A 22,207-nucleotide genomic window follows, 5' to 3' on the forward strand; every position below is an offset into this window, starting at 1 on the left:
GGCTATTAACGGATTGGTGGAGCGTACATAAAGCCGCCCGCATTCCATAGCGCGTTTACACCACGAGAGATCTGAAGAGGAGAACCTGTACCTACAGTACGCTCGAAACTCTCACCATAGTTACCCACTTGCTTGATAACTTGGTAACCCCAGTCATCACGGATACCTAGGCCTTTACCTTTAGGACCATCAACGCCAAGGATACGCTTGATGTTTGGATCTTTAGATTTCAGCATTTCGTCTGCATTTTTAGATGTAATGCCGTACTCTTCAGCGTTAACCATTGCAGACAGTGTCCACTTAGCAACGTTGAACCACTTGTCGTCATCTTGACGAACTACTGGACCTAGAGGCTCTTTAGAGATGATCTCTGGAAGTACTTCAGCAGACTTAGGATCTGCAAGGTTTAGACGAAGTGCGTAAAGACCAGATTGGTCTGTTGTAAGAACGTCACAACGACCTGCATCGAAACCTTTAGAAGTTTGCGCAGCCGTATCAAATACCACTGGCTTGTAAGACATACCGTTGTTACGGAAGTAGTCAGCAAGGTTAAGCTCTGTTGTTGTACCAGACTGAACACATACAGATGCGCCGTCTAGTTCTTTAGCACTCGTTAGGCCAAGATCTTTCTTAACCATAAAGCCTTGACCATCGTAGTAGTTAACGCCTACGAAGTTCAGACCAAGTGCAGTATCACGGTGCAGCGTCCATGTCGTGTTACGTGACAGAACATCGATCTCACCCGATTGTAGAGCCGTAAAACGCTCTTTAGCCGTTAGAGGAACGTATTTAACTTTAGTCTTATCACCGAGTACAGCCGCTGCAAGAGCTTGACAATACTCAACATCAATTCCTTCCCATTCACCTTTTGAGTTAGGGTTAGAGAACCCTGGAAGACCTGTACTTACACCACAAGTTAGAAAGCCTTGAGATGTGACTTTGTCCAGAGTGCTTTCTGCCGCTGATGCAGATGTTGCCATCATTGCAGTTGATGCAGCTACTACTGAAGCAAGAAGTGTTAATTTATTTGTCATTTGTATCCTTCCTTGTTAAACCAGGTGACACCTGATACACGTGCTCGATTTGTGTTGTGCTTGCTGTGTTGCTTGTTTTTGTTACCTTTAAGCGCGGCTGCCCAAATCATGATTTGCATTTTGCAAATAACATTGTGTGCGATTTGAACAACTGTTTATAAGGTTAGGAAAGGATTTGCAGTTTCTCAAATGTATAATTTAAAAAGATTTTTGAGTGAAATCACAAATCCGGACACATTTAGAATGACCAAATGTTACGTGAATGTAAATAGTGCAAGGGCTCACACTGTTGGTGCAACGAGATTTAGGTTTCTAATTTCTCAATAGCCTAGCTGAATATATTGTTTAGGTGATTTTCTGTCGAAACTTTAACCTTAAGAAAATCTGAAATTTGGTGAAATATTATTTTAATTATGCAAATGCACCTAGGATTATGCCCCAAATTTGGTAGCATGCATGAATAGTTATTAAAGAGGTCTCAAGGAAGAAAATGCGTTACTTTCCAATGTTTTTAGACATCGAAAACAAACCGATTTTGGTTGTGGGTGGTGGCGAAGTAGCCTGTCGAAAAGTCGATAGTTTGCTTCGAGCTGGAGGCGATGTAACCCTTATATCACCGAAGGTTGAACCTTATTTGCAGCAATTAATAGATGAAAATAAACTGCACTGGGTGCAAAATTTTTATTCGTCTCAAATGCTGTCGAATCGTTACTTGCAAGTATGGGCAACGACGGACAACCCAGAGCTAAACCATCAAGTGCATAGTGATGCAAAAAAAATGGGTATTTTAGTAAATGTGGTCGACGACCAGCCATATTGTGACTTTATTACTCCTTCGATGATCAACCGAGGTAGAATTCAGATCGCGATATCCAGTGGTGGTGCGTCACCTGTTTTAGTTCGTAATATTCGTGAAAAGTTTGAGAGCTTATTACCGCAAAACTTGGGTCTACTCGCCGACTTTGGTGCTTCGAAACGTAACTCAATTAAAGAAACCTTTCCAACGGTAGATGAACGTCGTAAGTTTTGGGAGCGTTTTTTATCTTCATCGCGTATAGAACGTATTACAGAGCGAGAAGAGCTTGAAGCATTCTATCAAGAGTCGTTAAAAGAAGAGGTCGATTCACAAGGGCAGGTGACTTGGATCGAGTTTGAGTCAGACGTCGAGCTACTATCAATTAAAGCATTACGTCTGATGCAGGAAGCTGAACTTGTTTTACATCCAACTGACTGTCCATTTGAATATGTGGATTTGTGTCGTCGTGACGCTGAACGTGAGCAGTTCAAAGACAGTGGTGACCTGTCTACCAAGCTGATGAAGGCTCGTAGCGAGAACATGCGAGTGTGTGTTTTTGTGCCTCCAAGTAGCGTCGAATTTAACCTGCTTATCGGTAGTGATGTTAAGTTGGCGTCAGGGCGAAGCCTTTAAGCTTTATTACTCGACTACGCTATGACTGAAATCACAGTCATATAGAAACACAAAAGCCTCAATGTGATTAGACATTGAGGCTTTTTTATACGGCTAAATTAATATTAGTCGCGGAAATTATCGAACTGGAATGGTTGACCTAGCTCACCGTTGCGAACCAGAGCCATAACAGCTTGCAGATCGTCACGCTTCTTACCTGTCACGCGAACTTTCTCACCTTGGATCGCAGCTTGAACTTTGATTTTGTTGTCTTTAATTAGCTTAACGATTTTCTTAGCAACTGGAGTCTCGATACCTTGTTTGAAGATAACGGTTTGGTGCCAATATTTACCAGATTGATCAGCTTTTTGAGATTCCATAGCTGACACATCTACACCACGTTTGGTTAGGTTGCCACGCAGGATGTCACGAAGCTGTTTTAGTTGAAAGTCGTGCTCTGCAGACAGTTTTACTGTTTCATCTTTGAATTCAAAGCTTGCTTCAACACCACGGAAGTCGAAACGTGTCGCAAGTTCGCGGTTTGCATTGTCTACGGCGTGGCGCAGTTCAACGGTTTCGATCTCAGAGATAATATCAAATGAAGGCATGGTTAATTCCTTAAGCTAAGTTTCTATCTTTAATTGCAGTTGCAAGCAGTTCAAGCATGCTCGCTGTATCGTCCCAGCTTAGACATGGATCAGTGATTGATTTGCCATACTCTAAGTTGTTGATGTCTTTCATCGACTGGTTGCCTTCTTCAATGAAGCTCTCAGCCATGATACCTGCGATTTGATTCTTACCAGACTTGATCTGCTCACAGATGTCTTTAGCAACATCAAGTTGTTTACGGTGTTGTTTCTGACAGTTAGCGTGGCTAAAGTCGACAACAAGACGTTGTGGCAGATCGAACTCAGCCAGTTGTTGGCATGCTTGATCAACAGACTCAGCGTCGAAGTTAGGACCTTTATCACCACCACGTAGGATAACGTGACCGTATGGGTTACCAGAAGTGCGGTAAACAGTCATGCGACCATTTTTATCTGGCGAGTAGAAGTAGTGAGAGGCTTGTGAAGCACGGATAGCGTCGATAGCGATCTTGATGTTGCCGTTAGTCGCGTTTTTAAAACCAACAGGGCAAGACAGAGCAGACGCCATCTCACGGTGAATTTGTGACTCAGTGGTACGTGCACCAATTGCGCCCCAAGTAATCAGGTCAGCAATGTATTGGCCAGTGATCATATCCAAGAACTCAGTTGCCGTTGCTAGACCAAGTTTATTGATATCAAGTAGAAGCTTACGAGCTTTGTTAAGACCGGCTTCTAGTGCGTAAGAGCCGTCTAAATTCGGGTCAGTAATCAGACCTTTCCAACCTACGACAGTGCGCGGCTTTTCAAAGTAAGTTCTCATTACGACGAACAGTTCGTCTTTATATTGCTCTTGAATTTTGCTTAGACGCTCAGCGTAATCTAAAGCGGCATCAGTGTCGTGCACAGAACAAGGGCCAACGATGACCAGTAGACGGTTGTCGCGTCCAGTGAGGATGTCTTCGATTTGGCGGCGAGAGTTTGCAATGCGCTCAGCAACGTCGTCAGTGATTGGGTGTGCGTTGCCTAATTCGGCAGGAGTTGGCATTGGCCCAAGTGCTTGGGTTCTCAACTCATCAGTTTTTAATGGCATGTGATAGCTTTTTATTCTATTGCGAAGCAGTAAAGATAACGGAATTAATCGGAGGAATAAACTCCCTTAGGTCAAAGTTATCTCGGATATCGGCAATATTCTTAGATTTATCAGTTTGCTTGGGGCGTACTTCAAGGTGAGATTCATTGAAACGAGTTGAATTACGGGATGAGTAACGTTAGCTCTCTTTTTTGTAACATTTTTTTGACATTCAAACGCGCGTTAGGTTAACTGGTCAGACAACTATAAAGCTAGGACGCAGCAATGTTATCACCACTTCAGAAAGCAAATTTTTATCTCAACATGTTTGGTTTTTTTAAAGTGCCTTTGATTTGGTTATGTCGACCAAAACTGTTGGCGTTAGATGATACCCATGTCGAAGTAAAAATTCCCTTGAAAAGAAGGACGAAAAACCACCTCAATAGCATGTATTTTGGTGTATTAGCAGTAGGGGCGGATGTGGCCGGCGGTTTCCTTGCGATGAGTAAGTCTCAGCAACAAGGCGAAAAGATCTCTTTGGCTTTTAAGGGAGTGAATGGCCAGTTTCTGAAAAGACCAGAAGGGGATGTGCATTTTACGTGTCGTGATGGCGCTCTGATTAACGATATGTTGGCAGAGACGATGAAAACCGGTGAAAGGGTTAATCAACCCGTTACTATTGTCGCGACATGTCCAACTCTGCACGGTGATGAGCCTATGGCTGAGTTTATTTTAACGCTCTCTATTAAAAAGGTCAGCCGTTAAGCTGACCTCTATATTTTGAACTCGAGTAAGACTTCCCTTAAGTGACCCGGTCAAGTAAAGGTGAGCGTTAGACTTGAGTGATCTCTTCAATATCGACTATCTTCGAACGGTTCATAACGATTTTCCAACGATAGTATGTCGGCTCGCTATCGTGATTGTTCTCTTTGATGATCAAATTGAGCAGATGACGTTTCTCGACCGACTCTCGACTGACCTGACCTTCATTCAAACGATAGACTTTATTAGAACCCTTATCCATCAAACGAGTTAATGCTCTTAGGCTGATAGAGAGCGTCTCGCGTGTCTCTTCGTAACCACTCATGAAAGTTGATGTCGACATTTCTGTATGTGAGCGATAATGAAGGATTTGTTCCTCGCGCTGTACAACACGCTTTTTACGTATCGCTTGAATACGATCTGCAAGCTTCGAAAAACTGGTGTAGTCGAGCCACTCTAACTTGTGTCCAACGACTTTCTTGGTTGTAGGATCCAGATAACGGCGTTTCCACTTAGGTTTCCCTTTACGAATCCAACGCCAAAGAATATCACGTAGATCATCTTTAAATATCTCGCGTAACGCGTAGATAAATGACATAGCGACAATAAATGATGCCGTAATCTCGCCAAGGAAGTCTCGAGCCAAGATAACCGTGGTTGTCACGAACACCATCACAAGACCGGTTGCGATACCCTTAACGGCACGTTTAACGTTATTACCCATGGAGACCGCTTTCTCTTGCAGAACGATAGGGTGTTCAATCAGACGGCGTAGTAAGCGCATCTTATTGCTTAAACGAGTAACATCTTCACGAACTTTCGCTGAGTTGTATCGATTGAGCTTTCGGTGCGCGGTCTCTTTTTCACACAGCGCAATCAAACGTTCTTTAATCGTGGAGTATTCACTGCCTCTTGGCATATGAGAAACCAACGATAGGAACTTTTGCTCGGTATACCAAGATAGATAGTTATCGATATTGGCATAGTAACGCTTTAGATTTTCTTCATATGGAATGCTTCGGCGAAGTTTCTTTAGGATGTCGAGTGCGAGCTCAATAACTTCGTCTACTTCATCTGAAGTGACCGTGTCACCATCATTCTTATTTAAGCTAGATACCGCTTTATCCAAAGCAATAACATACTGATATGCGAACAAACTTAGGCTGACACGATATTGTGTTGTCGACAGGCGTCCTCGTTTTGCAAGGCGACTGTGAACGAGAGGCAACAGTGTCTTATCACTGTAATAGGCACGTTTCTGAGTGATGGAACTGTAGAAGAATGCACTCTCAGAGAGAACCTCTGGCGTTAGGCCGAGCTCACCGGGAACAAAGAGATACACATCCATGTCGAGCTTTTTTGTCTTGGCCATTGCATGGTTTATTTTTAGTGTAATCGCGTCTTGTTTATCAACGGTGATCAACGAAAGTTCCTCTAATGTAAAAATATGAATGAAATTAGCGAAAGCATAACAGAGATCACGTATAATCTCTGCCAAATTTAATGTAGAGACAATTTTGATGATTAATATTGGTCAAATAAACAACTTAGAAGTAGTAAAACAGGCAGATTTCGGTGTATTCCTTGACGCAAGCGACTATGGAACCGTGTTGCTACCAAAGAAATTTACTCCTGAAGGCGTTGAAATTGGTCAAAAGTTAGATGTGTTACTTTACATCGATTCAGACAATCAAGTTGCAGCAACGACAGAAACACCAATCGCGCAAGTGGGCGAGTGGGGTCTAATGCAAGTTGAGGGTGTGAACAGCACAGGTGCATTCGTTAACTGGGGCATCAAAGGTAAAGACCTACTAGTACCATTTAGCGAGCAACGTGGCCGTCTACATGAAGGCCAATCTATCCTTGTTTATGTTTACATTGATAAAGCGTCTAGTCGTATCGTTGGTACAACGAAGTTCAATAAGCTACTAGATAACACGCCAGCAAACTACAAGCGTAATCAGCAAGTAGACCTTATTATTGCTGAGCGTAGCCAACTGGGTTACAAAGCGATCGTAAACGGCGAGCACTGGGGTATGATTTTCCCGTCAGACGTTATCGGCAAGCTTTTCATCGGTAAAACGTTGAAAGGTTACATCAAGAACATTCGTGAAGAAGACGGCAAGATTGACCTTTCTTTGCAGAAAGTCGGTGTGGCGAAGATGGACGACCTAAGCGTTAAGATCCTAGACCTACTCGAGAAAAAAGGCGGCTTTTTACCGCTGAATGATAAGTCTTCACCTGATGCTATCTTCTCTGCTTTCCGTACTAGTAAAGGTACATTTAAGAAAACGATCGGTGGCCTTTACAAAGCAGGTAAAATCTCGATTGATAAAGAAGGTATTACCTTAGTTAAGTAAATAGCCATATGGAGTTAGCACTCAGCTAAGTTCGTGTTTGCAGAGGGGCTCTTTATGAGCTCCTTTTTGTATTCAACGCTTCTATTTTTGCGGACCACGGAAACGAAAAAAAAGCCCAAACGTTCCTGTCAGGGCTTAGGGGAAAGGGCTCCTAGGAGCCTACGCTTACAGCGCTATTTATCTGTCTGATAGGTCAAGTTTAGTCGAGTTTTACCAAATAGCGATTTATTTCCTTTAAAAGCAGATATATTTATTAATAATTTTAATATTAATGAAACTGAATGCATTCCCTTAGGTTCGGCCATTCACTTATAGCACTGAGCACACCGGAACCAAAAGAGCCCAATAACACGGGATATTTATTGGTGTGCTATCGGGCTTTTTGTCACTTTAGTGTGGAGCTTTAAAACAAGTTTTTGTCTCGGACTAACTCGCGAGGTAGGCCATTTTTAATCCGGTTGCCGACCCATTTACCAAGTCCGATAATCGCACCTTCAAACTTAACTAGAACTTCGCCTTTGCCTGATAGGCCGTCAGGGCGAACGTCGCGTCCCATGAACCACTCTCGAGCATCTTCAATGGTTAGCTCAACGACATTTGATTCGTTCCCTGTTGCCAGCGAAGTCGCTACTTGATGCTGCCAGCGATAGCCTTTCTTGTGTGTCTCGGCGATCTTTATACCCATACGCGAGAAACGTAGCTCACCAATCATTGGCTCAAGCGCAGCAGGGAATAGCCACACATCTTTATCGCGCAGCCATACTTGTGCATCTTTTGGTAAAGAAATATCCAAAGCGGTATTTAGATGAGTTTCAACTTCTTGTTGTACTTTCTTCGACGCTTTTTCAAATGGAAATTTACCCATTCGTTTTTTAACTTGTGGTGGTGTAACTGAAGCTACCTTACGTATACGTGCGACAAAGAAGCCCTCTGAGTCGTAAACTTGAGGGAAGATGTGCAGGAATCCTTCTTCAGTTAGGGTTGCTTTTGCATCTTCAAATAAACCTTCGAGAGATTCAAACTCAACGGCATCACCAAATGTTTCTTTGAGATGATGACAAACTTGCTGGTTTTCTTCGGTACTCAGGGTACAAGTTGAGTAGACCAACACACCCTCAGTCTTCAAAGCATGGAAAGCGCTCTCAATCAGATCTTTTTGCGTATTCGCGATATCAACAACCGAATCGTAGGTCCAGTTTTTCATTGCGTCCGCGTCTTTACGAACGGTACCTTCGCCAGAACATGGAGCGTCAAGAAGAACAGCGTCAAACGTTTCTGGTAGCCAACCACCAAACACACGCCCGTCGAAGTTACTCAGTGCCGTATTGCGAACGCCACAACGTTCAATATTTGCGTGAAGTACTTTTACACGGCTCGCTGCGTATTCATTTGCAACTAATACACCTTCATTGTTCATCAGAGCGGCGATCTGTGTCGTTTTAGAACCTGGAGCCGCAGCGGTGTCGAGTACCACGTCATATTCCTCGTTACCGAAGAATAATGCTGAAGGTGGCATCATCGAGCTGGCTTCTTGAATGTAGAAAAGGCCAGACATATGCTCAGATGTGTTCCCAAGTGGGACAACACTCTCGTCTGCAGTGATCCAAAAACCAGTATCGCACCATGGCACAGCTTCTAGTTCCCAGCCTTTGCCTTTTGCTCGAACGAGGAAGTCTTCAACACTGATCTTAAGTGTGTTGACTCGAATACTTTTGCGTAGTGGCTTCTGACAGGATTCGATGAATGAAGCCATGTCCAGATGACTAGGCATAAAGGTTTCGATATGAGTAAGAAACTCTTCAGGGATATAGACGTTAGCGTGCAAAGGGAAATCTCAGCTGTGACTTGAATGTGACAAGTTTAAAGCAAAATGGTTGAGGGCTAAACCACAATTGGCTTAGATAATAAAAATGCAGCCTATTGGCTGCATTTACGTTTAATTATTGTTCTGTCAGGAGCCTATTGGAAAATTAAGGCTTTGGAATCGCGGTACGCCACATTTTCCAATCATCCTCCGCTTGCGGGTAAAGATAGAAAGATTGGTCCTCAGCCGCTTGTGGTTGGAGTGTATCTGTTGGTGGTGTCGCAAACGTGATTCCCCCGCGTAGCAAGCTCTCTACCGTTCCTGCTTTAATATTTGCACCAGATAAGCCAATAGAAACATCTACACCTGAGACATTCCAGAACACGCTGTTTGCGCGCACCAAGTAGGCATATTCGGAGTCGATGCGGATCGTTGAGATGATACGATCTGCGAACTCACCCAGACGAACATCAATCACTGACCCGATCTCTAATTCGCGGAATAGAATAGGGGTACCTTTAGTCACAGAACCACGAGATTCACTCTGAAGTACAAACACTTTACCTTGAGAGGCAACAGGCGCGTCTGCGAGTACAAACTGATTAGCACGTTTTCCTGAGCCAGGCTCAACACTGATGTGCTTAGATAGCAGCGCCGAAACGTTTTTGATACCACTCAGCCCAATCTCAGGGCTTGCCAGCCAGAAATGACTATTCTGAACCGCTACTTTATCTACGTACTCCGGAAGAATTCGCGCTGTGATCTCGATACCTTTGCGATTAAAGTTAGGAACAACCAGCGTTACTTCGCCAACGGTGACACCCTGGTATTTAATCGCTGTGCCTTTGCTCACTTCAATATCACCACCAGCGGTTAACTGAATTGCTCGTCCAAACTTGCGAGCCGTTTTTGCGTTTTCGTACAGTTTCCAAGATGAGCCAATTTTGTTGTCGATCCCTGGTAATGAGTCAAACGCAATACCACCTTGAATCAGCGTTTTTACAGGTGCCGCAGTAATGTTTACGCCTGCTAAAGAAGCATCGACTTCAACACCAGAGCGGTTCCAGAATACAGTCTGAGCGGTAATTAGGTGTGTATAGCGGTTCTCGACCTTAGCTTTGATCTTCACACCACCATCAGACAGTTGAAAGTCGGATACAGTACCCACTTCTAGGTTTCGATAAAGAATAGGGCTACCTTTCGAGATAGGAGGCAGTTCGTTGGCAAATAGAGTGATCGACTTTGAACCACTATGATTCAGTTTAGCCAACTCAGCCAAAGATTTACTTTGGAACAGCTGATATGTTGGTTGTACTTTAGCTTGCCCTTCGCTTACAAAGCTGATTGAGCCCGTTAACAATTGTTTCGCTGGTGGTACTGTGACACTCAAGCCAGACTCAGTGAGTTCAGCGGACGCGCTGCCTGTCACAAAGAAACGGTTGTTGCTCTTGATAAGGTGCGCGTATTGGTTGTCGATTAGCGCATCCATGTAGACTTCGTGCTTATCACTTCCCGTGCCAACACCATCTACCAAGCCCACTTCAATGATCGAACCGACAGCTATGCCTTTGTAAAGAAGGTTGGTGCCAACATCTAGACCAAATGAATTGTTCGACGTAAGACGAATCGCGACTGACTTTTCTTGTTGTTGGTTGTACTCATGTTTGCGGATAGCTGTAAATTGACGAGCCTTGTCACCTTCGCCCGGTACCAGCGTTAAGAAGTTACCTGTTACTAGGTTGCCAATGTTTTCGACACCAGTTAAAGATAGCTTGGCTTCCTCTAGGATGAACTTACTACCAGAGTTCAGGAAATCACTAAACGCAGGTTGAATGGCTGCTGAAGCGACTACATTTTCACGGCCCTTGCTCAGTGACAGATCGGTAATCTGACCGATTTCGATACCGCGGTACATAATCGGAGCGCCTGTTGCGCTGATGTTGTTGTCGTCAGGCACGGCAATCTTGACCGAGATACCACGACCAGCAGTCTTCAAGTCTGGGTAAAGCTTGAACTTGGTATTCATTTCGACTGGCTGACCTTCTCCTGGCGAGTCCACAGCAATCGAGCCACCCAGCAGGGCACTAAGACTTTCCAAACGTACGTCGACACCTGAAAAGCCAATGCTTGCACCTAAACCACTTACATTCCAGAAACGACTCTGGTCAGTGATGATATGGCTGTATTCATCTTTAATGGCCGCTTGAATGGTGACTGACTTTCCACTCTCGTTGAGCTGATAATTGTATACCTCACCGATTGGGATTTTGCGGTAGACAATTTGAGAACCAACCGATACGCCGCCAAGGTCTTTTGCTGTCAGCATTATATTCAAACCTTCAGAGGCGAGCAGGTCAGAAGGGGATGACTCTAAAGCCTTGAACACGGTTTCAGGATCTTGCTCAGTCTCACTTGGGTGAATCGCAATATAGTTACCAGATACCAAAGCATCCAAACCTGAAATTCCAGATAGGCTAGCCGTTGGTTTCACTAACCAAAATCGGGTACCTTTGCTAAGAAGCTTTTTCGCCTCAGGGTAGATGTCTGCATCAACATAGATACTTTCAAGATCTTCCGAGAGAGTGATGTCTCGCACCATACCTACTTCGAGACCTTGATAGCGAATGGTCGTTCGGCCTGCGATTAAACCTGCCGCATCGGAGAAGTAGATCTGAACGCGTTGTCCAGCATCATGGATAGATTTCATCACCAACCAACCGGCGAGAGCGACGGTTAATATTGGAAGAATCCACAAAGGCGAGATACCTTTGTTTTTTCTTATCTCTGGTGAGTACGACGTTTGTGATTGGTTATTGTTGTTCATTCACTGACCCATCATTAGAGGTGTGGTTATCCCAAATAAGCCTTGGATCTAAGCTTTCAGCAGCGAGCATGGTAAGTACTACCACAATGCCAAAAGCCACAGCACCGTATCCCGGTGTAAAATTAAGTATTTGACCGCGGTCGACCAGCGTCATCATGATTGAGATAACGAACAGATCCATCACAGACCATTTCCCAATCCATTTAACGATAAAGTAGATCGTCATACGCTGACGGCGGTAGAGTGTTCTTTTGACTTGAATGCATATAAGAATGTAAGCAAGCCCAAGGATCTTAGCGACAGGCACGACGATACTGGCGATAAAAATGATCGCTGCGATGCCATACATCTCACTATTTATTAATGAGGCAACACCGGAGATTATTGTATCTTCAAGACGTTGGCCGTTAGTGATGAGTATCGAAATAGGGATGACATTAGCAGGTATGATTGCAACAGATGCGGCAAATAGAAGGCACCACGTCTTTTGAATGGAGTATGGTTTGCGATGATAAAGCTGGTGGTGGCAGCGCACGCAACTTTCGCCTTCTGGCTGAGAAAGGTGACAGTTATGGCAGTGAACACTTTTAGCTTCTTCAAATTCGAAGCTTGTCTCTTCCTTCCACGCTTCCCAATAACGGCGAACACTAATCCGGCTCACCAGCAGTACACTAAACAGTTGCAGAAGTAGCAGGCCGATAAGTCCAGGGCCAACAAAAATGTCTGAGTAATCCTGCAGCTTAAAACACGAGACCGCAACACTAACAAGGAATACATCGAGCATCATCCAGTGTTTGAGGGTTTGGATGATAGCCAGCGAATAACGAAATGGCATAAACCACTTCATGTCTAAAGCTAGGTGAGTCATCAATACTGAGCTGCAGACAAGAAAAGGTGCAATGGAACTGCAGAATAGGATTAATAGTCCGAGTAGCGGGAAACCTTCCGCCATCAGTGTGAAGACGCCCGAAGGAAGTGTTGCGGGGATCATCACGCCAATTAGACGAATACTGATGTAATCAAAAAAGTGCGATGGAATGAACAACAGCAAACAGGTGACTGCTATTGCTAGGTTGCCTGATAGGCTAGGAGATCCACCTCGATAAAGCTGAGTACCGCAGCGAGGACAATACGCTGATTTTCCGCTCGGGACGGCGGTTTTATCTACCGGTAACTCGCACCCTTGGCAAAGACGCACATTTTGCGCCTCTTTCTGATGATGTTCTGGTAATGAAACAGATGAGTTTGGAGCTTTAGAAGTGGAGGCCATAAGACCTCCAGAAGATGATTTGATTGTTGCTAAATGGAAACTGGTTTTGTTTGATTGGGCGAGTATTAGCCTCGCCCTTAGATGGTGAACAAACGTTAGGCGTGAGATTGCACACTGCCGTAGAGTGTTTGATACAGTCCTTGTTGTTCAACCAATTCACCATGTGTACCTGTTTGTGTTACTTGCCCATCTTCTAATACATAGATGAGGTCAGCTTGTTTTACCGCTGAAAGTCGGTGCGCAACAATCAATGTTGTGCGGTCTTTCAAAAATTCACTCAACGCTTTGTGCAGCGCAGCTTCCGTTGCAGTATCTAGGGCAGACGTCGCTTCGTCGAGGATAACAAACTTAGGATTACTCAACACCATGCGAGCGATAGCTAAACGCTGTCTTTGACCGCCAGATAGACGAACCCCGTTCTTACCAATTTGTGTATCTAGACCATCACTTAATTGCGAAATGACGTCTTGCATTTGAGCAATATCTAGAGCACGCCACAACGACATTTCGTCGTAATCAGCACCAAGGGTTAGATTATGCCTTAATGTATCGTTGAAAAGTATAGGTTGTTGTAAAACAACGGCTATTTGATTGCGAATTACATCGAAGCTGATGTCGTCGGTTGTCTCACCGTTGTATTTAATGTGGCCCGAGTCTGCGCGATAAACACCAATCAGTAGTTGAATTAACGTGGATTTACCGCCACCACTTGCACCCACCAGCGCCACTTTCTTCCCTGCTGGAATAGAAAGTGAAAGTTGGTTTAAAACAGTGTTTTCTAAAGTGTAAGAGAATGTAACATTTTCAATATCAACTGACACTTCTTTATTTTCAGAGAATGGATTCACTTTACTGATAGGGCGGTGCTCTTCCTCAAGTGTAAGCAGGTCATTGATACGCTTTAATGCCGCCTTCGCGCTGTACCAAGAAAACTGAATACCCAGTAGTTCTTGCACTGGGCCTAACATAAACCAAAGGTAACCAAATACCGCAAAGATTTGCCCAATGGTTAAGTCGCTAAATAGCACCATTAACATCGCCACAGCTCTAAACAGTTCAAAGCCGAGTAAGAATAGGAGAAATGATAGGCGACCGGCTGCTTCAGACTGCCAAGCGTATTTGTCGGCATCGATACGAACCTGATCCGCTTGCTGTTTAAGTTCGTCTAAGAAGATACGTTCTTTATTAGCCGCTCTTAATTGGTAAATGCCATCCAAAGTCTCGACAAGACGATTCTGGAAACGCTCAAAAGACTGGTTTTCATGTTTCTTAAGGTGTTTAACCTTACTACCTAGTTTTCGAGAGAAGTAAATGACCACAGGGTTAACTAACAAGATGAATAAACCCAAGCGCCACTCTAACCAGAGCAACACAATTGAAGTCCCTAGCACGGTGAGAAAACTGATCAGAAACTTAGATAGTGTTGAACCAATGAATTTATCGATGGTCTCTATGTCAGTGATTAAGTGAGCATTGATACCGCCGCTCCCTTTTGTTTCGTACTGTCTGATACTAATGCGCCCAAGCTTGTCGATCATCTTGCTACGCATTTGGTAGGTGATGGTTTTCGATACTAGGGTAAATTGGCGCCCCTGCAGGATGTTAAGCCCTTGGCTAACTGTACGCATTACAATAACTAACAGCAAAGTGAGTGCAATGTAGCCTGTGGGAGTTTGCATTGAATCTGGTAGTAGATGATTCATCATCTCTAAGCCGGAGGCGGGCTTGTCGAGCAGCACTTCATCAACCATTAACGGCATTAATAGAGGAATAGGGACGCTGATAAGCGTGGCGAGAATGGCAATAATGTTGGCAAACACCAGCTTGGACTTGTGTTTTTTTACTTGAGTCACCAGCCAAGAGCGGCTGATAGTGTCATCTGAATTGGTCATTGTAATGAGAATAAGTCCTATTTGGGTTGGTGGCCGCATTCTACTGCGTTCTCTTAATAATGGAAGTCTCAATTTAATTGGAAGTTAATATGAAAATAGAACATTGCCATCGCTTAACCAAACAAGCCGTCGCTTTAATCGAATCAGAAACCGATGTGATCGCAAATTTGTCAAATATCAGTGCATTACTGTCGATGGAACTTGACGATCTTAACTGGGCAGGCTTTTACTTAATGAAAGGCGATGAGTTGGTTCTTGGTCCATTTCAAGGTAAACCTGCGTGTGTTCGTATTCCAGTTGGCCGTGGTGTGTGTGGAACGGAAGTGGCAACAAATTCTGTACAACGTATATACGACGTACATGAGTTTGAAGGTCACATCGCTTGCGATGCAGCAAGTAACTCAGAGATCGTGATTCCGTTCTCGATCAATGGTGAAATTGCTGGCGTGCTTGATATCGATAGCCCAAATGTTGGCCGATTTAGCGAAATTGATGAGGAAGGATTGGTATTTTTCATGGCAGAAGTGGAAAAGCTGCTTAATTCGCATACGAACAAGGCATAAATTATTCTCTTACTGTGGTTTTTCCCAAGCATCTCTCTATAATACGTAAAAATATTTTCTTAATGCTCGCGGAAAACCGCAAAAACCAGGAACCCTCATGGAAAACACTGAAAAGTTAAAAAACAGCAAAGAAGTTATCGCATATATTGCTGAATGTTTCCCTAAATGCTTTACTCTAGAAGGTGAAGCAAAACCACTTAAAATTGGTATTTTTCAAGATCTTGCTGAACGTCTAAGTGAAGACGAGAAAGTAAGCAAGACTCAGCTACGTGCAGCGTTAAGACAGTACACTTCATCATGGCGTTACCTGCACGGCGTAAAAGCTGGTGCAGAGCGTGTTGACCTAGATGGCAACGCATGTGGTGTTCTAGAAGAAGAGCACGTAGAGCACGCTAAAGCGACTCTTGCAGAAAGCAAAGCAAAAGTTCAAGCTCGTCGTAAAGAGCAAGCGCAAAAAGCTCGCGAAGAGAACAAAGCAAAACCTAAGGCGAAGAAAGCTCAACAGCCTCGTCGTCAAGCACCAAAAGCTCCAAAAGTAGAAAAGCCTGTTGAAACACGCGCTCTAAATGCTGACGAATTCGTTACTGGCAAAGAAGTGAATGTGAACATGGGTAAAGGAAACATGGCTGCGACCATTGTTGAAATCAATAAGGAAGATGTACGTGTTCAGTTAGCAAACGGCCTACAAATGGTTGTTAAAGCGGAGCACTTGCGCGCTTAAAGGAGATACTCCTACGCATGAAATGCCGTTCAAAATTGACACTGATTGCTGCTAGCTTTTGGCTAGCAGCTTCAGCTCAGGCTCTAGAAGCCAAACTCGATCAGGATGATTTACCTCTACTCGCTCCTGAAGTCCAACATGAAACCGCGAGTAAACGTGTAACTTCTCGTTTCACGCGCTCTCACTACAAACACTTCAATCTCAACGACGATTTCTCTCAAGCTATCTTTAATCGTTATCTAGAGATGCTCGACTATAACCGTAATATCTTCACTCAAGCGGATATCGACTCGTTTACTTCTAAAGCCATTCAACTTGATGACCAATTGAAAGCAGGTAATAACCAGATCGCTTTTGATGTGTACAACCTCTCGATGCAAAAGCGCTTTGAACGTTTTCAATATGCGTTATCTCTGCTTGATGAAGAAATTAAGTTTGATGTCGACGAAAGCATTGAACTCGACCGTAGTGAAGCGGCTTGGCCTAAAGATACCGCTGAAGTGAATGAGCTTTGGCGCAAACGTGTTAAATACGATGCGTTAAATCTCAAGCTGACGGGTAAAGAGTGGCCTGAAATTCAAGAAGTTTTGGAAAAGCGTTACAACAATGCGATGAAGCGAATTACGCAATCGCACAACGAAGATGCTTTCCAGATCTACATGAATGCATTCGCTCGAGAAGTTGACCCTCACACTAGCTACTTGTCACCACGCAACGCCGAGCAGTTCCAATCAGAAATGAATCTTTCATTAGAAGGTATTGGTGCTGTGTTACAAATGACCGATGACTACACGGTTATTCGTTCATTAGTGGCTGGTGGTCCTGCGTCTAACAGTAAACAGTTGGGCGAGGGGGATCGCATTGTTGGTGTCGGTCAAGATGGCGAAGAAATCGTTGATGTTATTGGTTGGCGCTTGGATGACGTTGTTCAATTAATCAAAGGTCCAAAAGGAACCAAGGTTAAGCTTCAGATTCTGCCTGATGGCAAAGATGCAAAAAGTCACGTTGTCACAATTGTTCGCGATAAGATTCGTCTAGAAGACCGAGCCGTTAAGTCTGAAGTGATTGAGAAAGATGGTAAGAAGATTGGTGTACTCGAAGTACCGAGCTTCTACGTTGGTCTTTCAAAAGATACTGATAAACTGATCACAGACCTTAAGAAGCAAGGTGTCGACGGCATTATTGTTGATCTTCGTAACAACGGTGGTGGCGCCCTGACCGAGGCAACGGCACTTTCTGGTCTGTTCATTAAAGAAGGCCCAGTCGTTCAAGTTCGTGATAGCTATGGTCGTGTAAAAGTGAATAGTGATACCGATGGTGAAATCAGCTATCAAGGTCCACTGACAGTTTTGATTAATCGATACAGTGCATCGGCATCAGAAATCTTTGCTGCAGCAATGCAAGATTATGGTCGAGCAATCATTTTGGGTGAGAACTCGTTTGGTAAGGGAACGGTACAACAACACCGCTCATTGAATCATATCTACGATTTATTCGATAAAGAGTTAGGTTATGTTCAATATACCATTCAAAAGTTCTACCGAATCAATGGTGGTAGTACACAGAACAAAGGTGTTGTACCAGATATCGCTTATCCTACACCAGTCGATCCTGCTGAAACAGGTGAGAGTGTAGAAGATAATGCGCTACCATGGGACAGTATCGACAAAGCAAAATACTCTGTGTTACAGCGTAACGATCAACAAATCGCGAAGTTAACGACGCAGCATCAAGCTCGTATTGCTCAAGATATGGAGTTCGGATTTATCGCTCAAGATATTGAAAAATACAAAGCAGATAAAGACGACAACATGCTTTCTCTTAACGAGAAAATGAGACAAGAAGAGACAGATACAGCAGAAGCGCTTCGTTTAGAACGTATCAACTTGCGTCAAAAAGCTAACGGTGAAGAGGCCTTTAAGACACTCGATGATGTGCCTAAAGACTATGAAGCTCCTGATGCCTATCTCGACGAGTCGGTTGCGATCATGCTAGATATGCTTAAGAAGTAGTTCTTAATGAATAATTAAAAGCGAGCCTTGTGTTCGCTTTTTTATTGTCTGTTGTTTGCGAGTGATCCGCGCTTTTTACTTTTAAGATGACAATAATGTTACTTCGTAAGTAAAATTTAGTGATTTGGATCATATTTTTCGCTTTATATGAATAACGTGCCTAAGCTTAAAGAAACATAAGGGGGCGCGTATGAAATGGATACTTCTGACATTATCTTGTCTATCATTTATCGCTATAGCTGGTGAAGGTGCTGCACCGGTACCAACTGAGCCAACCCAACCAGCTAAGAGTGACAGTAATCTGTCGCACTTCGATCTTCCACTTTTGCTGGGCGACTGGTATTTACTAAACCCTAATCCTGAAGATGGCACTGAAGATTTCCGAGCGATTAAGCTCACCCTAGATTCCAACTACACGTTTAGCATCGATATTCAAAAGAGAGATTTTAGTGTCGATCACTGGGAAGGAATGTATAACGCTAACGGCGATACAATCATTCTTGGTCTAAACACCTCTGAACCTCAGGTTTACTCTTATAGCAGTAATCATAATATGTTAAACCTAAACGGTGTACTGTTCACCAAAGCGCTACCCAATGCGCTGGCTGGAATCTGGTCAAGTGCAGAGCTTTCAGGCAGTGATTTAAGAGCAAGCAACATCCAGAAAATGGATCTAGTGCTGCAGCCTGATTTCATTTTTATGTTCCGAGTGTCTGATGAGTCGGGCGGGGAGATCGTCCAGCGTGGTGTTTACTACACCGAAGGTGATCAACTGGTTCTTCTATATGAAGATGGTGAGCATGGTACGCGTTATACACTTAACAGTGATGTATTGACGCTAGAAGGCGAAGAGAGTGACATGTATGCCGTGCTCAACAGGATTCGTTAACACGCTGTTTCCAAAGAGGTTGTGTTGGTTTGTTACTTCTATTGATTGATGGAAAATAGTAACGTCGCCCCCAATCACAGTGATAAATAACATTTCTGGTTAAAAAACTAGCAAATATAAGAGGCATTTATACCAAATGCCTCTTTTTGTTCATCTAGCCCTTGTGTTCTGACTAAACTGCCTTTAGATATATACAGTTATTTCAAATTTACGCATAACGATCAAAAGGAACAAGTCATGGCACATACCCCTCAAGCCAAGTATCGTAAAGATTATCAATCACCTTCTCATAGTATCTCAGAGATAGACCTAACATTTGACCTATATGACACGGCTTCTATCGTGACCGCCGTTTCTAAGGTGAAGCAAGAAAAGGAAAGCTCAACACTGGTACTGGATGGTGAAGGCTTGAAGCTGGTATCTGTGTCGGTCAATGGCGCAGAGTGGACTCAGTACGAGCAATCTGAAACGCAACTAACATTGACAGATCTTCCGCAAGAGCTTGATCTTACAATTGTGACGGAAGTGAACCCGGAAGGTAACAGCGCATTAGAAGGCTTATATAAGTCTGGTGGCGCTTTCTGTACTCAGTGTGAAGCGGAAGGTTTCCGTCGTATTACTTATTACATGGATCGCCCTGATGTATTGGCTAAGTTCACTACGACAGTCATCGCTGACAAAGCGGAAAACCCATTCCTATTGAGCAATGGTAACCGTATCGATGAAGGCGAGTTAGAGAATGGCCGTCATTGGGTTAAGTGGGAAGACCCGCATCCAAAACCAGCGTACCTGTTCGCATTGGTTGCAGGTGACTTTGATGTACTGCGTGACAAATACACGACTCAATCTGGCCGCAATGTTGATTTAGAAATCTTTGTTGATAAAGGCAACCTAGACCGTGCGAATCATGCGATGGTGTCGCTAGTAAATTCGATGAAGTGGGATGAAGAGCGCTTCGATTTAGAATACGACCTAGATATTTACATGATCGTAGCGGTTGATTTCTTCAACATGGGTGCGATGGAAAACAAAGGTCTTAACGTATTCAACTCTAAGTTTGTTTTGGCTAATGACCAAACAGCAACGGATACAGATTACCTCGGTATCGAAGCGGTAATTGGCCACGAGTACTTCCACAACTGGACTGGTAACCGCGTTACTTGTCGCGACTGGTTCCAATTAAGCCTAAAAGAAGGTCTAACCGTATTCCGCGACCAAGAGTTCTCCTCTGATCTGGGTTCAAGAGCGGTAAACCGAATCAATAACGTTCGTATTATTCGTGGTCCTCAGTTTGCAGAAGATGCGAGCCCAATGTCTCATCCAATCCGTCCTGAGAAAGTGATCGAAATGAATAACTTCTACACTTTGACGGTTTACGAGAAAGGCAGTGAAGTCATTCGTATGATCCACACTTTGCTAGGTGAAGAGGGATTCCAAAAAGGCATGAAGCTTTACTTTGAGCGCCATGATGGCACAGCGGCGACTTGTGAAGATTTTGTCGCTGCAATGGAAGATGCATCAGGTGTGGATCTGACTCAGTTCCGTTTATGGTACAGCCAATCGGGTACACCGACTTTATCTGTAGAAAGTCACTACGATGCAGAAGTTAAACAGTTCACGTTGAAAACAAGCCAACGCACTGAGCCAACACACGAGCAATCTGAAAAACAAGCGCTACACATTCCTTTCGACATCGAACTCTACACATCGAAAGGCGATGTGATTGAGTTACAATGTAACGGTGAGCGAGTAGGCAATGTGTTAGATGTCAAAGAAGCGGAGCAAACCTTCGTATTTGATAACGTTCAAGAGCAACCAATTCCATCTCTACTGCGTGAGTTCTCTGCACCTGTGAAACTTGAATATGATTATTCAGACGAAGAACTTATCTTCTTGATGGTTCACGCTCGCAATGAATTTTCTCGTTGGGATGCAGGCCAGATGCTATTGGCAAAATACATCCGCAGTAATGTAGCGAATGTACAGCAAGGTAAAGAGTTTGAACTGTCTACTTCGGTCGTTGATGCGTTCCGTGGAGTACTACTGAGTGAAACTCTTGAACCCGCGTTTATTGCTGAGATGCTATCACTACCAAGCCACAATGAAGTGTCGGGTTGGTATGAGCGTGTCGATATCGATGCAATTGCATCTGTACTGAAATCAATGAAAGTAACACTGGCTACAGAACTGCAAGATGAACTGGCTGCTGTATACCATAGCCATGCGCTAAAAGAGTACACCATCGATCATGACTCAATTGGTAAGCGTACATTGCGTAAAGTTTGCTTGACCTACCTCGCACACACAGAGCTTGGTAATGATCTGGCGGTTGAGATGTACGAATCTGCGAATAATATGACAGATACGATGGCAGCAATGGGTGCGGCGAACAGTGCACAACTTGCGTGTCGTGAAACGCTAATGGCTGACTACAGCGATAAGTGGAAGCATGACGGTTTGGTTATGGATAAGTGGTTTGCACTGCAAGGTACCAACCCAAGTAGGGATGCGCTAGAAGTGATCAAAGCATCTATGTCCCATCAAGCATTTAGCTTGAAGAACCCGAACCGTACACGTAACTTGGTTGGCTCATTCCTGAACATGAACCCAGTTCAGTTCCATGACAAGTCGGGTAAGGGCTATGAGTTTGCGGGTGAGATCCTGCGTGAGCTAAACAGCACCAACCCGCAAGTTGCTTCTCGATTGATTGACCCACTACTTAAATTCCGTAAATACGACGAAGAGCGCCAAGCGTTGATCAAAGCGGAACTTGAGACGTTAAAGTCGATGGACAATCTTGCAAAAGACCTGTTTGAGAAAGTGACGAAAGCGCTTGAGGCGTAATCTAGGTCATGATTCTCTGCTAACTTTAGCGAGATTATCTTCTAACTATACAGCGAAAAGCGATATAGTCAGATAATGTTTAAATTTAAGCCAGTAATACATTCGTATTGCTGGCTTTTTAATCAAAAGTGCCGATTTTTCGGGATACTGTTTATTTATACAGGTGTT

At 43.8% G+C, this 22,207-nt stretch carries 16 protein-coding genes; 8 read left to right on the forward strand and 8 right to left on the reverse strand.

The genetic code is table 11. The annotated features are described in order from the left end of the window. Positions 1-5 precede the first annotated feature (5 nt). Positions 6-1,034: an amino acid ABC transporter substrate-binding protein gene (locus AC6R05_RS07450; protein WP_150872329.1), complete on the reverse strand. Its 1,029-nt coding sequence runs from the start codon at positions 1,032-1,034 to the stop codon at positions 6-8. A 490-nt stretch (positions 1,035-1,524) separates the two neighbouring features. On the opposite strand from AC6R05_RS07450, the gene AC6R05_RS07455 reads away from it, so the two are divergent. Then, positions 1,525-2,463, forward strand: coding sequence for a precorrin-2 dehydrogenase/sirohydrochlorin ferrochelatase family protein (locus AC6R05_RS07455; protein WP_500647020.1), 939 nt, complete (start codon positions 1,525-1,527; stop codon positions 2,461-2,463). Positions 2,464-2,567: 104 nt separating this feature from the next. On the opposite strand, the gene AC6R05_RS07460 is transcribed toward AC6R05_RS07455, so the two are convergent. Both AC6R05_RS07460 and AC6R05_RS07465 read right to left on the reverse strand, forming a co-directional pair. Next, on the reverse strand, positions 2,568-3,050 hold the full coding sequence (locus tag AC6R05_RS07460; protein WP_150872333.1) for a YajQ family cyclic di-GMP-binding protein: 483 nt from the start codon (positions 3,048-3,050) through the stop codon (positions 2,568-2,570). Between the two features lie 10 nt (positions 3,051-3,060). Continuing rightward, on the reverse strand, positions 3,061-4,119 hold the full coding sequence (locus tag AC6R05_RS07465; RefSeq protein WP_032549130.1) for a 3-deoxy-7-phosphoheptulonate synthase: 1,059 nt from the start codon (positions 4,117-4,119) through the stop codon (positions 3,061-3,063). Between the two features lie 264 nt (positions 4,120-4,383). Here AC6R05_RS07465 and AC6R05_RS07470 point away from each other — a divergent pair, with 264 nt between their 5' ends. Then, a complete protein-coding gene (locus AC6R05_RS07470) occupies positions 4,384-4,863 on the forward strand; it encodes a PaaI family thioesterase (RefSeq protein WP_500647021.1) in 480 nt (159 codons plus the stop codon). A 67-nt stretch (positions 4,864-4,930) separates the two neighbouring features. Here the strand turns inward: AC6R05_RS07470 and AC6R05_RS07475 are convergent, their stop codons facing one another. Then, the gene (locus tag AC6R05_RS07475; RefSeq protein ID WP_152468645.1) at positions 4,931-6,283 is read right to left on the reverse strand and encodes a hypothetical protein; all 1,353 of its coding nucleotides are present in this window, start codon (positions 6,281-6,283) and stop codon (positions 4,931-4,933) included. 97 nt (positions 6,284-6,380) lie between these two features. Here AC6R05_RS07475 and AC6R05_RS07480 point away from each other — a divergent pair, with 97 nt between their 5' ends. Further along, positions 6,381-7,220, forward strand: a complete 840-nt coding sequence (locus AC6R05_RS07480; protein ID WP_150895953.1) for a CvfB family protein — start codon at positions 6,381-6,383, stop codon at positions 7,218-7,220. Positions 7,221-7,623: 403 nt separating this feature from the next. On the opposite strand, the gene rsmF is transcribed toward AC6R05_RS07480, so the two are convergent. The 4 genes from rsmF to AC6R05_RS07500 form a co-directional block, all read right to left on the reverse strand. Further along, positions 7,624-9,045: a 16S rRNA (cytosine(1407)-C(5))-methyltransferase RsmF gene (gene rsmF / locus AC6R05_RS07485; RefSeq protein WP_500647022.1), complete on the reverse strand. Its 1,422-nt coding sequence runs from the start codon at positions 9,043-9,045 to the stop codon at positions 7,624-7,626. Between the two features lie 145 nt (positions 9,046-9,190). After that, the gene (locus tag AC6R05_RS07490; protein WP_500647023.1) at positions 9,191-11,848 is read right to left on the reverse strand and encodes an MlaD family protein; all 2,658 of its coding nucleotides are present in this window, start codon (positions 11,846-11,848) and stop codon (positions 9,191-9,193) included. Beyond that, a complete protein-coding gene (locus tag AC6R05_RS07495; RefSeq protein ID WP_500647024.1) occupies positions 11,835-13,118 on the reverse strand; it encodes a PqiA/YebS family transporter subunit in 1,284 nt (427 codons plus the stop codon). Before AC6R05_RS07495 ends, AC6R05_RS07490 begins: the two co-directional genes overlap by 14 nt. 95 nt (positions 13,119-13,213) lie before the next feature. Next, on the reverse strand, positions 13,214-15,010 hold the full coding sequence (locus AC6R05_RS07500; protein WP_500647025.1) for an ABC transporter ATP-binding protein: 1,797 nt from the start codon (positions 15,008-15,010) through the stop codon (positions 13,214-13,216). 89 nt (positions 15,011-15,099) lie between these two features. On the opposite strand from AC6R05_RS07500, the gene AC6R05_RS07505 reads away from it, so the two are divergent. The 5 genes from AC6R05_RS07505 (at position 15,100) to pepN (ending at position 22,039) form a co-directional block, all read left to right on the forward strand. Continuing rightward, on the forward strand, positions 15,100-15,573 hold the full coding sequence (locus AC6R05_RS07505; RefSeq protein ID WP_500647026.1) for a GAF domain-containing protein: 474 nt from the start codon (positions 15,100-15,102) through the stop codon (positions 15,571-15,573). 97 nt (positions 15,574-15,670) lie between these two features. Further along, positions 15,671-16,294: an RNA chaperone ProQ gene (proQ, locus tag AC6R05_RS07510; RefSeq protein ID WP_032549122.1), complete on the forward strand. Its 624-nt coding sequence runs from the start codon at positions 15,671-15,673 to the stop codon at positions 16,292-16,294. Positions 16,295-16,311: 17 nt separating this feature from the next. Then, positions 16,312-18,306 (forward strand): carboxy terminal-processing peptidase, encoded by a 1,995-nt coding sequence (prc, locus tag AC6R05_RS07515; RefSeq protein WP_500647027.1) that lies wholly within the window; start codon positions 16,312-16,314, stop codon positions 18,304-18,306. A gap of 190 nt (positions 18,307-18,496) precedes the next feature. Further along, a complete protein-coding gene (locus tag AC6R05_RS07520) occupies positions 18,497-19,195 on the forward strand; it encodes a hypothetical protein (protein WP_500647028.1) in 699 nt (232 codons plus the stop codon). Between the two features lie 237 nt (positions 19,196-19,432). Then, positions 19,433-22,039: an aminopeptidase N gene (gene pepN / locus AC6R05_RS07525; protein ID WP_500647029.1), complete on the forward strand. Its 2,607-nt coding sequence runs from the start codon at positions 19,433-19,435 to the stop codon at positions 22,037-22,039. Positions 22,040-22,207 lie beyond the last annotated feature (168 nt).

This window comes from Vibrio sp. R11-SG3-ISO9 (assembly GCF_059834255.1).

Excerpts from the sequence above, each read along its gene's own strand:
- AC6R05_RS07465 (WP_032549130.1), bottom strand. The coding sequence starts at position 4,119 with ATGCCATTAAAAACTGATGAGTTGAGAACCCAAGCACTTGGGCCAATG.
- pepN (WP_500647029.1), top strand. The coding sequence starts at position 19,433 with ATGGCACATACCCCTCAAGCCAAGTATCGTAAAGATTATCAATCACCT.
- AC6R05_RS07495 (WP_500647024.1), bottom strand. The coding sequence starts at position 13,118 with ATGGCCTCCACTTCTAAAGCTCCAAACTCATCTGTTTCATTACCAGAA.
- AC6R05_RS07500 (WP_500647025.1), bottom strand. The coding sequence starts at position 15,010 with ATGACCAATTCAGATGACACTATCAGCCGCTCTTGGCTGGTGACTCAA.
- AC6R05_RS07455 (WP_500647020.1), top strand. The coding sequence starts at position 1,525 with ATGCGTTACTTTCCAATGTTTTTAGACATCGAAAACAAACCGATTTTG.
- AC6R05_RS07470 (WP_500647021.1), top strand. The coding sequence starts at position 4,384 with ATGTTATCACCACTTCAGAAAGCAAATTTTTATCTCAACATGTTTGGT.
- AC6R05_RS07460 (WP_150872333.1), bottom strand. The coding sequence starts at position 3,050 with ATGCCTTCATTTGATATTATCTCTGAGATCGAAACCGTTGAACTGCGC.
- prc (WP_500647027.1), top strand. The coding sequence starts at position 16,312 with ATGAAATGCCGTTCAAAATTGACACTGATTGCTGCTAGCTTTTGGCTA.
- proQ (WP_032549122.1), top strand. The coding sequence starts at position 15,671 with ATGGAAAACACTGAAAAGTTAAAAAACAGCAAAGAAGTTATCGCATAT.
- AC6R05_RS07490 (WP_500647023.1), bottom strand. The coding sequence starts at position 11,848 with ATGAACAACAATAACCAATCACAAACGTCGTACTCACCAGAGATAAGA.
- AC6R05_RS07520 (WP_500647028.1), top strand. The coding sequence starts at position 18,497 with ATGAAATGGATACTTCTGACATTATCTTGTCTATCATTTATCGCTATA.
- AC6R05_RS07450 (WP_150872329.1), bottom strand. The coding sequence starts at position 1,034 with ATGACAAATAAATTAACACTTCTTGCTTCAGTAGTAGCTGCATCAACT.
- AC6R05_RS07480 (WP_150895953.1), top strand. The coding sequence starts at position 6,381 with ATGATTAATATTGGTCAAATAAACAACTTAGAAGTAGTAAAACAGGCA.
- AC6R05_RS07505 (WP_500647026.1), top strand. The coding sequence starts at position 15,100 with ATGAAAATAGAACATTGCCATCGCTTAACCAAACAAGCCGTCGCTTTA.